The 13,462-nt window shown below is 52.5% G+C and carries 12 protein-coding genes; 2 read left to right on the forward strand and 10 right to left on the reverse strand.

Going from position 1 to position 13,462, the window contains the following annotated elements; translation table 11 throughout:
* Positions 1–15: 15 nt before the first annotated feature.
* Entirely contained in the window at positions 16–1,527 is a 1,512-nt protein-coding gene (gene ubiB, locus FGL10_RS11485) for a ubiquinone biosynthesis regulatory protein kinase UbiB (protein ID WP_003709544.1), read from the forward strand.
* Positions 1,528–1,883: 356 nt separating this feature from the next.
* On the opposite strand, the gene cysE is transcribed toward ubiB, so the two are convergent.
* Complete coding sequence (gene cysE, locus FGL10_RS11490) at positions 1,884–2,702, reverse strand: serine O-acetyltransferase (protein WP_003709551.1); 819 nt, start codon at positions 2,700–2,702, stop codon at positions 1,884–1,886.
* Between the two features lie 181 nt (positions 2,703–2,883).
* Between cysE and grpE the strand changes: the two genes are divergently transcribed.
* A complete protein-coding gene (grpE, locus tag FGL10_RS11495) occupies positions 2,884–3,480 on the forward strand; it encodes a nucleotide exchange factor GrpE (RefSeq protein WP_003709553.1) in 597 nt (198 codons plus the stop codon).
* 227 nt (positions 3,481–3,707) lie between these two features.
* Here the strand turns inward: grpE and nqrM are convergent, their stop codons facing one another.
* The 9 genes from nqrM to FGL10_RS11550 form a co-directional block, all read right to left on the reverse strand.
* The gene (gene nqrM / locus FGL10_RS11500; RefSeq protein ID WP_002214367.1) at positions 3,708–3,923 is read right to left on the reverse strand and encodes a (Na+)-NQR maturation NqrM; all 216 of its coding nucleotides are present in this window, start codon (positions 3,921–3,923) and stop codon (positions 3,708–3,710) included.
* A 23-nt stretch (positions 3,924–3,946) separates the two neighbouring features.
* Positions 3,947–5,002 carry an FAD:protein FMN transferase gene (locus FGL10_RS11505; RefSeq protein WP_003709555.1) on the reverse strand — a complete coding sequence of 352 codons (1,056 nt, stop codon included), beginning with the start codon at positions 5,000–5,002 and terminating at the stop codon, positions 3,947–3,949.
* 629 nt (positions 5,003–5,631) lie between these two features.
* Entirely contained in the window at positions 5,632–6,849 is a 1,218-nt protein-coding gene (gene nqrF / locus FGL10_RS11515; protein WP_003709557.1) for an NADH:ubiquinone reductase (Na(+)-transporting) subunit F, read from the reverse strand.
* Between the two features lie 13 nt (positions 6,850–6,862).
* Entirely contained in the window at positions 6,863–7,456 is a 594-nt protein-coding gene (nqrE, locus tag FGL10_RS11520) for an NADH:ubiquinone reductase (Na(+)-transporting) subunit E (RefSeq protein ID WP_002223986.1), read from the reverse strand.
* A 3-nt stretch (positions 7,457–7,459) separates the two neighbouring features.
* Positions 7,460–8,086, reverse strand: coding sequence for an NADH:ubiquinone reductase (Na(+)-transporting) subunit D (locus FGL10_RS11525; RefSeq protein ID WP_003709559.1), 627 nt, complete (start codon positions 8,084–8,086; stop codon positions 7,460–7,462).
* Positions 8,086–8,862 (reverse strand): Na(+)-translocating NADH-quinone reductase subunit C, encoded by a 777-nt coding sequence (locus FGL10_RS11530; protein ID WP_003709560.1) that lies wholly within the window; start codon positions 8,860–8,862, stop codon positions 8,086–8,088. Before FGL10_RS11530 ends, FGL10_RS11525 begins: the two co-directional genes overlap by 1 nt.
* Positions 8,855–10,087 carry an NADH:ubiquinone reductase (Na(+)-transporting) subunit B gene (locus FGL10_RS11535; protein WP_003709562.1) on the reverse strand — a complete coding sequence of 411 codons (1,233 nt, stop codon included), beginning with the start codon at positions 10,085–10,087 and terminating at the stop codon, positions 8,855–8,857. Before FGL10_RS11535 ends, FGL10_RS11530 begins: the two co-directional genes overlap by 8 nt.
* Positions 10,088–10,089: 2 nt before the next feature.
* On the reverse strand, positions 10,090–11,433 hold the full coding sequence (locus FGL10_RS11540; RefSeq protein ID WP_003709564.1) for a Na(+)-translocating NADH-quinone reductase subunit A: 1,344 nt from the start codon (positions 11,431–11,433) through the stop codon (positions 10,090–10,092).
* Between the two features lie 350 nt (positions 11,434–11,783).
* A complete protein-coding gene (locus FGL10_RS11550; RefSeq protein WP_036475275.1) occupies positions 11,784–13,205 on the reverse strand; it encodes a sodium:proton antiporter in 1,422 nt (473 codons plus the stop codon).
* Between the last annotated feature and the right edge of the window lie 257 nt (positions 13,206–13,462).

Below are 13,462 nucleotides of genomic sequence, written 5' to 3' on the forward strand. Positions count from 1 at the left end.
TTCGGGATTTTATATATGAAATGGTTGAAACGCCTGACGGTTATTGTCGGGACTTTTTACCGCTATCGGCTGGCGGGATTGTGCGCCGGATTGGTTCGGCGCGGCTGGATATACGGTTTGCTGAAAATGATGCCGCAGTCGTCCAAATTGAAAAACGAACCGCCTGCCGTCCGTCTGCGCCTTGCCTTGGAAAGCCTGGGACCGATTTTCATCAAGTTCGGGCAGGTTTTGTCCACACGCCCCGATTTGATTCCGCACGATTACGCCGTCGAACTGGCAAAGCTGCAAGACAAAGTGCCGCCTTTTGACGCGCGGCTTTCGCGCTCGCAAATCGAAAAATCGCTGGGTCAGCCCATCGAAAAGCTGTATGCGGAATTTGAAACCGAGCCTGTCGCCAGCGCGTCCATCGCCCAAGTACACAAAGCCCGCCTGCATTCGGGTGAACGAGTGGCGGTCAAAGTTTTGCGCCCCAACCTTTTGCCCCTTATCGAACAGGATTTGTCGCTGATGCGTTTCGGCGCGGCTTGTGTGGAGCGTTTGTTTTCAGACGGCAAGCGTCTGAAGCCGCGCGAAGTGGTGGCGGAGTTTGACAAATACCTGCACGACGAATTGGATTTGATGCGCGAAGCCGCCAATGCCGGACAGCTCGGGCGCAATTTCCAAAACAGCAATATGCTGATTGTGCCCAAGGTGTTTTACGACTACTGCACAAGCGACGTGCTGACAATCGAATGGATGGACGGCACGCCGGTTTCCGACATCGCCAAACTCAAAGCAGACGGCATCAATTTGCACAAACTCGCCGATTACGGCGTGGAAATCTTTTTCACGCAGGTCTTCCGCGACGGCTTTTTCCACGCGGATATGCACCCCGGCAATATTTTGGTTGCCGCCGACAACCGCTATATCGCCCTCGATTTCGGCATCGTCGGCACGCTGACCGATTACGACAAACGCTATCTCGCCATCAACTTCCTCGCCTTTTTCAACCGCGATTACCGGCGCGTCGCCACCGCCCACATCGAATCGGGCTGGGTGCCTGCCGACACGCGTGCGGAAGAATTGGAAGCCGCCGTCCGCGCCGTGTGCGAGCCTGTGTTCAACAAACCGATTTCGCAGATTTCCTTCGGCTTGGTGCTGATGCGCCTGTTTGAAGTCAGCCGCCGCTTCAATGTCGAAATCCAACCGCAGCTTGTGCTGCTGCAAAAAACGCTGCTCAACATCGAAGGCCTGGGCCGACAACTCGATCCCGATTTGGACTTGTGGAAAACCGCGAAACCGTTTTTGGTGAAATGGATGAACGAGCAGGTCGGCCCCAAAGCCCTTTGGCGCAACCTCAAAAACGAAGCCCCCGACTGGGCGCAAATCATTCCTTCATTGCCGCGTAAAATCAGTGCGCTGGTTGATGAAAACCGTCAGCAGGAAATGCGCGATGCCTATATCCATTTGGTCAAAGTGCAGCAGCGGCAAAGCCTGTGGCTGGCGGCAATCGCGTTTGTTTTGCTGCTGATTCTGCTTTTGAAATAGGCTTTGTCCGAATCATCGCCCGACTCCGTCCGTTTATAAGGAAATCGGTTATAGTGGATTAACAAAAACCAGTACGGCGTTGCCTCGCCTTAGCTCAAAGAGAACGATTCTCTAAGGTGCTGAAGCACCAAGTGAATCGATTCCGTACTACCCGTACTGTCTGCGGCTTCGTCGCCTTGTCCTGATTTTTGTTAATCCACTATATTTCCGGTTGCGTGGGAATCGGGTGTATCGAATAAAAGGCATTTTGTCCGACTGGCAAGTGCCGGTATCGGCGGCATATCAAGGCGCAGGCTTGAAGCGGGCAATGTCGTCTGAAGCCCGTTTGGCGTTTCAGACGGCATTGGTGCGGATATTCAAATCATAAAGTCGATTTCGGTAAACTGGATATTTTGATCCATATCCGCCGACGGTGTTTTGAGCGATCGCGCCACGGGTTTGGCGGGTACGCCGACAACCGTGATGGACGGCGGCACGTCTGAAACCACGACGCTGCCCGCCCCGATTTTGGCATTGCTGCCGATGCGGATATTGCCCAATATCGAGGCGTTTGCGCCGATCATCACGCCGTCGCCGATTTTGGGGTGGCGGTCGCCGCCTTCTTTGCCCGAACCGCCGAGCGTTACGCCGTGCAAAATCGAAATATTGTTGCCCAACACGGCGGTTTCTCCGGCAACAAAGCCGGTGGCGTGGTCGAGCATCAGCCCGTATCCGAAACGGGCGGCGGGATGGATGTCCACGCCGAATACTTCGGACATACGGTTTTGCAGGAAATACGCCAGCGTTTTGCGCCCGTCGAGATACAGCCGGTGGTTGATGCGGTGTGCCTGAATCGCGTGGAAGCCTTTGAAATATAAAAGCGGCAGCGAATATTCGTCGCAGGCGGGATCGCGTTCGTAGATGGCTTTCAAGTCTGCTTCGACACATTTGCCGATTTGGGTGTCGCTGCCCAACGCCTGCTGGTAGATTTCAAACAGCGCGCGCACGTCCATAATCGGGCTGCCGAGTTTGCTGGAAAGGTGGTAGGCAAGGACGGAGCCGAGGGACTCGTGGCGCAACACGGTTTGGTGCAAAAAACTTGCCAGCATCGGTTCGGCGGCGGCAGCGGCCGCGGTTTCTTCGCGGATGGTGTGCCAGAGGTCGAAACCGTTTGTGTTCAAATGGTTTTTTTTCATAATGGATGCCGTCTGAAAAGCATAAGGTCGGCGGTATCTTACCGTTTATATGGTTTTTGCGGTAGGGTATTCGGCGGCGGATGTGAAATTTCCTGCCTTTGCTTGAAGTTTCTTGAAAATGTCCTTATCTTGCGCGCGTGATAACCGGATTTTGATTTCCAATTGTTTTAAGGGATACGATATGAGCGAACAGACACAGCAACAGCAAAACAGTGAAGAAGTGTTGGAAAATGTGGAGGCGGAAACTTCCGTCGAAGAGGCCGGAACAGCGGAAACATCAGAAAATAATCCTGATGGACGGGAAACGACTGTTGCGCCGGCTTATGAGGATTTGCAGGCGCGGATTGCCGAGTTGGAAGCGCAGTTGAAAGACGAGCAGCTGCGTGCTTTGGCAAACGAGCAAAACCTGCGCCGCCGCCATCAGCAGGAAATTGCCGATACGCACAAGTTCGCCGGACAGAAGTTTGCCGTGGAAATGCTGCCGGTCAAGGATTATCTGGAAATGGCGCTTTTGGATCAAAGCGGCAATTTTGATGCGTTGAAAATGGGCGTGCAGATGACTTTGAACGAGTTGCAGAAAGCATTTGATGCTACGCAAATCAAGGAAATCAATCCTAAAGCGGGCGATAAGCTCGATCCGAATATCCATCAGGCGATGCAGGCGGTGGCAAGCGAACAGGAACCCAATACCGTGGTGGGCGTGATGAAGAAGGGTTATACGCTGTCCGACCGTGTGTTGCGTCCTGCAATGGTTACGGTGGCACAGAAGGAAACCTGAAGGCGTCTGGGGAATAATCTGATTTATTTCCTGAAGCGCGTTTTGCGTATGAACCGATCGAAGTAAAACGGCAATGCCGTCTGAACCCGCCTGTCGGGCTTCAGACGGCATTTTATAGTGGATTAACAAAAATCAGGACAAGGCGACGAAGCCGCAGACAGTACAAATAGTACGACAAGGCGAGGCAACGCTGTACTGGTTTAAATTTAATCCACTATATTTCGGCGTTAACGGTCAACCCGTATGCCGCCTGCCTGTTTTTCTTCATCCAGTTTCTTTTGCAGGGTGTCGCAAGGCGTGTCGCAGTCGCACATTTTTTTCATACCCAAGGCGGTAATGCCGCCGCAACTGCCTTTGATGGTGCGTTTGGAGAAAATATAGCCGACCGCCATACCGATGATGACGGTCAGGAAGATGCCGAAGGTGAGGAGCAGGGTTTTCATAGTGTTTCCCAATCGGTGTGTGTTTAACGGAGCAGCTTGGCAAATTCGGAAGACATCGCGGTGCGGTAGCCGCCTTTATCCCTGACAATCAGGAAAATGGCGAGTTTTTCGCGCTCTGCCAGCTTCAGGGCTTCGGTTTCGCCCAATACGAATAAGCCTGTGGACAAGCCGTCCGCCGTCATCGCGCTGTCTGCGACCACGCTGATGGAGGCGAGGTTGTGGCTGATGGGGCGTTTGTTGTTCGGATTGATGATGTGGGAGAGGCGTTTGCCGCTTTTATCGACGTGGAAAATACGGTAATCGCCGGAAGTGGCAAGCGAACGGTTGTTCAGCGGGACGATAATCTGCGTATTGCCGCCTTGGACGATATTGGGTTGCTCGATACCGATGCGCCACGGTTCGCCGCGCGCGTTTTTGCCTTTGCCGTGCAACTCGCCGCCGATTTCGACCAGATAATTTTGAATGCCGTATTTTTCCAGTTCGCCCGCAACTTTATCGACACCGAAGCCTTTGGCAATCGAAGATAAATCCAAATAGGCCTTGGGGTGGGTTTTGCTCAAGGAGGCGTAATCTTTGCCTTGTTTCAAAATGATTTTGTCTATGCCCGTATAAGATGCCGCCTGTTTGATTTGTTCCGGTGTCGGTTCACGGGTAACGGATTTGTCGGGGCCGAATCCCCAAAGGTTGACCAAAGGGCCGACGGTTACGTCCAGTGCGCCGTGTGTCAGGCGGTTCAGGCGGATGGCTTCGGCGGTAACGTGTGCGAAGTCGCTTGAAATACGGAGGGGTTTGTCGGCTGTGTGTTGGTTGAATCGGCTGATTTCAGAGTCGGGCTGATAGGTGGACATCTGCCGGTTGACTTCTTTAAGCGCGTCATTGATGCGCTTTTGTATTTCGGCAGGTGAGGGGAGTTTGTCCCGATTATTTGAAAGGTATTTGACGGTATAGGTCGTGCCCATCGTTTCGCCTTGCAGGGTAACGGTTTGCGCGGTTTGTTCCGAGCAGGCGTTCAGGAAGATAAAACCCAGGGCAAATATCAAGGCGCGGATAAGGTTCGGCAGGCGTGTTTCAGACGGCATAGTGTTTGACGGTTTTTGCAAATGGCTTGAATTATATCGCAAAACGGCCGATATGTTTCTATGCCGATGCCGTCTGAAGGGTGTTCGGGCGGCATCGGTCGTCGTTTGGGTGGCGGTAATATAGTGGATTAAATTTAAATCAGGACAAGGCGACGAAGCCGCAGACAGTACAAATAGTACGGCAAGGCAAGGCAACGCCGTACCGGTTTTTGTTAATCCACTATAAAAAACAAACCGGTGTTTTACCAACCGGTTTGTCAGGGTTTAATGGTCAGCGCGTCCTGCGTTGCCATTTGTTGTAGTAGTATTCGTAATCTTCATCACGACCGCCCGATTCAATCCAATCATCGTATTCGGGGCTGTTTTCAAAGCTGTCAGACATTATCCGTACCTCGCAAAATGGGTTTATCGATACTTTTTTAGTTATGGAATCAACCATAACTAAAAAGAAGTATACTTCTTTGCTTTTCCGCCAAAATATTTAACCGCACATCCGCCGCAGGGTAAAAATGGAAGTTCAACGATATTGATACGGGTATGGGCGGATGCCGTCTGAAGGGTGTTCGGACGGTATCGGATAGAAAAAGGAAGAAACCGAGGTTTCTTCCTTTTGTATTTGAGGTTGGGTTTTAACCGCCGAAATCGTCCAAGAGGATGTTTTCGTCTTCCACGCCTAAGTCTTTGAGCATTTTGATTACGGACTGGTTCATAATCGGCGGGCCGCACATATAAAATTCGCAGTCTTCCGGTGCTTCGTGGTTTTTCAGATGGTTTTCGTAAACCACGTTGTGGATGAAGCCTGTGTAGCCGTCCCAGTTGTCTTCAGGCAACGGGTCGGACAGGGCGACGTGCCACGTGAAGTTCGGGAATTCTGCCGCGAGTCGGTCGAAGTCTTCGACATAGAACATTTCGCGTTTGGAACGTGCGCCGTACCAGAAGGTGATTTTGCGTTTGGAATTCAAACGTTTCAACTGGTCGAAAATGTGGGAACGCATCGGAGCCATACCCGCACCGCCGCCGATAAATACCATTTCGGCATCGGTGTCTTTGGCGAAAAATTCGCCGAACGGGCCGGAAATCGTAACTTTGTCGCCGGGTTTGAGCGACCAGATGTAGGAAGACATTTGTCCCGGAGGCGCATCGGGTACGCGCGGGGGCGGCGTGGCAATACGCACGTTCAGCATAATGATGCCTTTTTCTTCAGGATACGAAGCCATAGAGTAGGCGCGCAAAATCGGCTCGTCCACTTTGGAAACGTATTGCCACAGATTGTATTTGTCCCAGTCTTCGTGATATTCCTTAGGAATGTCAAAGTCTTTGTAGGCAACGGTGTGAGGAGGGGCTTCAATTTGAATATAGCCGCCGGCACGGAAGGGAACTTCTTCGCCTTCGGGAATGGCAAGCTTGAGTTCTTTAATGAACGTTGCTTTGTTGTCGTTGGAAATGACGGTGCATTCCCATTTTTTCACGCCGAACACTTCTTCGGGTACTTCAATCTCCATATCGGTTTTGACGTTGACTTGGCACGACAGCCGGCAGCCTTCGCGCGCTTCGCGTTTGCTGATGTGGGACAACTCGGTCGGCAGGATGTCGCCGCCGCCGCTTTTTACGACGACGCGGCATTGTCCGCACGAGCCGCCCCCGCCGCAGGCGGAGGGGATAAAGATGCCTTCGTTGGCAAGCGCGCCCAAGAGTTTGCCGCCGGCGGGCATCGTCAGCTCTTTTTCGCCGTTGACTTTGATAGTGATGTCGCCTTCGCTGACCAGCTTGGATTTGGCAAACAGAATCATCAGTGCCAAAACCAAGACGATGACGGTAAACATCACGATACCTAAAATAATCTCCATACCGGTCCCTTTCTTATAACTGGATGCCGGAGAACGACATAAACGCCATCGCCATCAGGCCGGCGGCGATAAAGGTAATGCCCAGGCCTTTGAGGCCTTTGGGAGCGTCCGAATATTTCATTTTTTCGGTAATGCCCGCCAAAGCGACAATCGCCAACATCCAGCCCAAACCCGCGCCGAAGCCGTACACGACGGATTCGCCGAAGTTATACTCGCGCTGCGCCATAAAGGATACGGCGCCGAAAATCGCGCAGTTCACGGTAATCAGCGGCAGGTAGATGCCCAGCGCGTTATAGAGGGCGGGGACGAATTTGTCCAAGAACATTTCCAAAATCTGTACCAAAGCGGCAATCACGCCGATGAAGGTGATGAATTTCAAAAAGGTCAAATCCACGCCTTCGACAATCGCGCCGTCTTTGAGCAGCGAGTAAACGAGTTGGTTGGCGGGGACGGACAGCCCGAGTACGAAAATTACCGCCACACCCAAACCGAATGCGGTGGATACTTTTTTGGATACCGCCAAAAACGTGCACATACCCAAAAAGAAGGATAACGCCATATTTTCAATGAAGACGGATTTGATGAAGAGGCTCAAATAGTGTTCCATAGCTTATTCCTCCGCCTGTTCGGGTTTCCAGGTACGCAGACCCCAAATCAAAAAGCCGATGATGAAGAACGCGCTGGGGGCGAGCAGGAACAAGCCGTTGGTCTGATACCAGCCGCCGTCCTGCACGGTTTGGAAAACGGTGTAGCCCAAGAGCTTGCCCGAGCCGATCAGTTCGCGGACGGTGGCGACGACAAGCAGCATCATCCCGTAGCCCGCGCCGTTGCCGATGCCGTCGATCAGGCTTTCCAGCGGCGGCTCTTTCATCGCAAAGGCTTCGGCACGGCCCATCACGATGCAGTTGGTAATAATCAGGCCGACGAATACGGAAAGCTGTTTGGACAATTCGTAGGCAAATGCCTGCAAGAGCTGGTCGACCAGCGTAACCAGCGACGCGATAATCGCCATTTGCACGATGATGCGGATGCTGTTGGGGATGTAGTTGCGTACCAGCGAAATGAAGAAGCTGGAAAAACCGGTTACCAAACTGACGGAAATACCCATCACGATGGCCGTCTGAAGTTTGGTGGTAACCGCCAAAGCCGAACAAATACCCAAAACCTGCAAGGCAATCGGGTTGTTGTCGATAAAGGGTGAAAACATCAAATGTTTCAAGCGTTTCATATCAGCCATTATTGCGCTCCTGCTGATTTCAATTTGTTCAGGTAGGGGATATAGCCGTTTTCGCCGAACCAGTAGGCGAACGAACCTTGCACGCCTTTGGAAGTCAGCGACGCGCCGGAGAGGGCATCTACGCCGTGTTCTTTGTCCGAACCCGCGCCTTTGCCGACGTGCAGGGCGAGTTTGCCTTGTCCGTCAAACAGTTTTTTGCCGACGAATTTTTGCTGCCACAACGGATTGCCGATTTCGCCGCCCAAGCCCGGGGTTTCGCCTTGTTCGTAGTAGGTAATGCCGTTGATGGTGTTGCCGTCGGGTTGGATGGCGACAAAGCCGTACATGACCGACCACAAACCGTTGCCGTGCATCGGCAGGATGATTTGCCCGATTTTGCCGTCTTCGCCTTTTACCAAGTAAACCTCGGTGTATTTGGCACGGCTTTTGATGCCTGCCAAATCGTCTTCAGGTTTGATTTGAATGCTTTGCGCGGGGTCTTTGCCGGCAACGCGTGCGCTGAAGTCTTTCGGCGCGTCTTTCACATATTCGCCGGTCGCCAAGTCCACGACACGTTGCTCGATACGCTCGGCAAAGGTTTTGCCGATGTCGGTGTCTTTATCCATCAAACCGGCTACGCTCAAGATATAGCCTTGTTTGTCTTGGAGTTTTTGTTTTTCTTGGATGGGTTTTAAGCCGACGACCGCACCGGCAACGATGACCGAGCAAATCAGGCTGACCGCCAATACCACAATCAGCGTGCCGCTGAAGCTGTCTTTATCGAATTTCTTAGCCATTGCTGCGCGCCTTTCTGCGTTTGATGTTCGCTTGTGCGACGAAATAGTCGAAAATCGGGGCAAACAGGTTGGCAAACAGAATCGCCAACATCATGCCTTCGGGGTAAGCAGGGTTGACCACGCGGATTAACACGCACATCACGCCGATCAGCGCGCCGTACCACCATTTGCCGACATTGGTAAAGGAAGCGGAAACGGGGTCGGTCGCCATAAACAGCATACCGATGGCGAAGCCGCCGACGACCAAGTGCCAGTACCAAGGCATAGCAAACATAGCGTTGGTGTCCGAACCGATGAAGTTGAACAGCGAAGACATGGCAATCATACCGATCATCACGCCGGCAATAATGCGCCAAGAAGCGATGCGGGCAAACACGATAAACGCGCCGCCGATTAAGAGTGCCAAAGTGGAGACTTCGCCGATGGAGCCGGGCAGTTTGCCGATAAACGCGTCCATCCAAGTGATGGTTTGACCGGTTACGGCGTTTTTCAGGCCGTCTGCACCGTGTGCCGCCCATTGCGCCAGCGCGGTTGCACCGGAATAGCCGTCAACCGCCGTCCAAACCGCATCGCCGCTCAAGTTGGCGGGGTAGGCGAAGAACAAGAAGGCACGGCCTGCCAGCGCAGGGTTCATAAAGTTTTTACCCGTACCGCCGAACACCTCTTTCGCAACCACCACGCCGAAGGTAATGCCCAAAGCCGCCTGCCACAGCGGCAGCGTAGGCGGAACGATTAAGGCAAACAAAATCGAAGTAACGAAGAAACCTTCGTTGATTTCGTGTTTGCGCACAGTGGCGAACAAAACTTCCCAGAAGCCGCCAACGGCAAATACAGTCGCGTAAATCGGCAGGAAGTAAATCGCGCCGAACAGCATTTTGCCCGACACGCCCGCTTCAGACGACATATTGATGCCCAAAGCGTCGGCAAGGGCGTAATGCCAGTCGTTGGCGATGCTTTGTTGCAGCAAATCGGGCGTTAACGCATCGAACGCCTGTACGCCGACGTTGTACATACCGTAAAACATGGCGGGGAACAAAGCCAGCCACACCAAAATCATCATACGCTTGGAGTCGAGCGCGTCGCGGACGTGCGCCGCTTTGCGCGTTACCGCGCCGGATGTGTAGAAAATCGTCGCCGCAGCTTCGTAGAGGGCATACCATTTTTCATGTTTGCCGCCCGGCAGGAAGTGCGGTTCGATTTTTTCAAGAAAATGTTTCAAGCCCATAATCAGCCTTCCTTCTCAATGGTTTCCAGCACCTTGCGCAACAGCGGGCCGTATTCGTATTTGCCCGGGCAGACGAAGCTGCACAAAGCGAGGTCTTCTTCGTCCAATTCCAAGCAACCCAAAGCCTGCGCGCTGTCGGTATCGCCGACGATTAAATCGCGCAAAAGCAGGGTGGGCAGGATGTCCAGCGGCATCACGCGCTCGTAAGTACCGATGGGAACCATAGCGCGGTCGCCGCCGTTGACGGCTGTCGTGAACTTGAAGAGTTTGTTTTTCAGGAAATGGCCGAGGGTCGTACGCGTAATCGAGTATTTGTCCGGTTGTGGCGCAACCCAGCCGAACAGCTCTTTGCTGCGGCCTTCTTCGATAACGGAAATCTGATTGTGGTAGCGGCCGAGGTAATCGTGCGCGCCTTGTGCAATCGCGCCGTTCAATACCGAACCGGAAATCACGCGGTTTTCTGCGTCAACCAATTCGCTGGCAGTAAGTTGAGACACCTTCGCGCCCAAAACGGTACGCAGGAGGCGCGGTTTGTTGACTTGAGAACCACCCAAGGCAATCACGCGCCCGGTGTTCAGACGGCCTGTTACGAACAAACGTCCGATGGCAATTACATCTTGATAATTGATGGTCCAAACGGTTTTGTTCGCACCGACCGGCTCGATGAAATGAATGTGCGTGCCGCTCAAACCCGCAGGATGAGGGCCGCCAAATTCATGTATTTCGATGTTGGCAGCGTTTTCAGACGGCACGTCCGCACCGACTGCCTTACAAACATGGATTTTGCGCTCGGTTAGGCGGCTCAATACCAGCAAACCTTGTTTGAAATCTTCGGCGGCTTCTTTGATGATGACCACAGGGTCTGCCGACAGCGGATTGGTGTCCATCGCATTGACGAAGATGGCGAACGGCTCGGCATCGACGGCAGGGATTTTGCTGAACGGACGGGTGCGCAGCGCAGTCCACAAACCGGATTGGATCAGGTTGCGGCGCACTTCTTCGTCGCTCAATTTTGCCAAGGCATCGGGTGCGTAGCGTTCGAACTCGATTTCGTCGTTGCCTTCAACGGCAATCACGACCGACTGAAGCACGCGCTTTTCGCCACGGTGAATTGCGGCGATTTTTCCAGAAGCCGGCGCGGTAAACACCACGCCCGGATTTTTTTTGTCTTCAAACAGCACTTGGCCTTTTTTGACGGCTTCGCCTTCCTTGATTTTCATCGAGGGGCGCATACCGGCATATTCTTCGCCAAGCAACGCGACTTCGGTAATGGCCGGGCCGTCGTAAACGGCTTGCTCCGGTCTGCCCGCGATGGGCAGGTCTAGACCTTTTTTGATTTTAATCATAGATTTGCATTACTTGTGATGGTTAAGGTAAAAACGGCGTGTTTTTGATACCGTGTCGCGTGGCACCAAAAGCATTGAATAAATTAATGTAGCAAAGTGTTAGATTTTATCAGGAATTGTACCTGTTTGTCAGATTTGCTGCTTTTTTCCTTGCGGAAGCCGTTTTTATAGTGGATTAAATTTAAACCAGTACGGCGTTGCCTCGCCTTGCCGTACTATTTGTACTGTCTGCGGCTTCGTCGTCTTGTCCTGATTTAAATTTAATCCACTATAATTGTCGGAAGGGGAAAATATCGATTTGATTATGCCGGAATTTAAAATGCCGTCTGAATGTTCAGACGGCATAGCGTTTACAGCAGTTTGAAAATGAAAAAGATAAGGGTATGTACGATGAAGACGGGTATCAGGAAGGCGACCGACCACATCATATAGCCGAAGAAAGTCGGCATCGGTACGCCGCGCTGTTCGGCAATGGCTTTGACCATAAAGTTCGGCGCGTTGCCGATATAGGTCAGTGCGCCCATAAATACCGAACCCATAGAAACCGCCAGCAGGGTATGGAACAGGGGCCCCGTCATCAAGGCTTGGGCATCGCCGCCCGCCATATTGAAAAACACGAGATAAGTGGGCGCGTTATCCAAGAATGCCGACAATATGCCGCTCATCCAAAAATACATCGTATTAATCGGATGACCTGCCGTATCGTGAACCAGCGATACCACCCCGCCCAGCGCGCCTGCCTCGCCTGCTTTCAGAATGCTCAGGACGGGGAAGATGGTGATGAAGATGCCGAGGAAGAGTTTACCCACTTCGGCGATGGGTTCAAAGTTGAATTCGTTGCCTGCGCGGACTTGTTTGGGCGTGATTGCCATAGATACGGCGGTCAATGTAATCAGGATGACATCGCGGACGAGGTTTTGCAGGGCGTAACGGCTGCCGAGGATTTCAAATCCCGGGTGTTCGGGTTTCCAAAGGCCGGACATTAGAACCGCGCCGACCACGCCCGTCAGCAGGAGAAAATTCCATTTTCCGAAGATGGCAATTTTTTCGGGTTTTTCCTGTTGTGCCGGAGTATCTTGTGCAATGTTTTCCTGTTTGAAGAAACGGTTGTCGATGAAATAGAAGGCGGTCAACAGAGCGGCGGTGCTGATCAGGACGGGGGCAAGCATATGTTTGACCGTCCACATAAAATCTACACCCTTAAGAAAGCCGAGGAAGAGCGGGGGGTCGCCCAAAGGGGTCAGGCCGCCGCCGATGTTTGCAACCAGGAAAATGAAGAAGATGACGATGTGCACGCGGTGGACACGGTTTTGGTTGGCTTTCAGCAGCGGACGAATCATCAGCATTGCCGCGCCGGTCGTACCCATAATTGAAGCCAGTGCCGTGCCGACGGCAAGCAGGGCGGTGTTGAGCTTGGGTGTGCCGTTCAAGTCGCCCCAAACCAAAATGCCGCCTGAAATGGTGTACAGGGCAAGCAGCAGCAGGATGAAGGGGATGTATTCTTCAACGAGTGCGTGTGCGACGGTATGGATACCGGCGGACGCGCCAAAAACCAAACTGAACGGGATGAGGAACAGCAATGTCCAAAAGGCGGTGATTTTGCCGTAATGGTGATGCCAGGTATGCGAAAAAAACAAGGGACCCAATGCGATAGACAGCAAAATCAGGGCAAAGGGCAGGCCCCACAGCAGGTTTAGGTTTGCGCCGTCCAAATCTGCGGCGTAAACCGATGCCGGGAAAAGCATTAGTGAAAACAGGGATAGGTGGCGCATCGTGTTTCCTCGATTCAAGCACTGCCTTGCGCGGCGCGCGGGAGTGATACAGGCTTCGTGCCGCCCGGACATAGGCGGACTGTGCTGCCTGTTTGTTTTTGAAAAAAGTTTCCGATTGATTGTAAAGTAAATAATCAGGATAAACCAGTTTCCCAAAACGGAAGGCGGCGGGAAGGCGTATTGCCGCGCTTGGGAATATATGTTCTTTTTGATAAATAATTTTATTTAAAACAAATAAATATATGTCTTTAATAAAT

This window comes from Neisseria lactamica, from assembly GCF_901482445.1.
In the GTDB taxonomy this organism is placed as follows: Bacteria; Pseudomonadota; Gammaproteobacteria; order Burkholderiales; family Neisseriaceae; genus Neisseria; species Neisseria lactamica.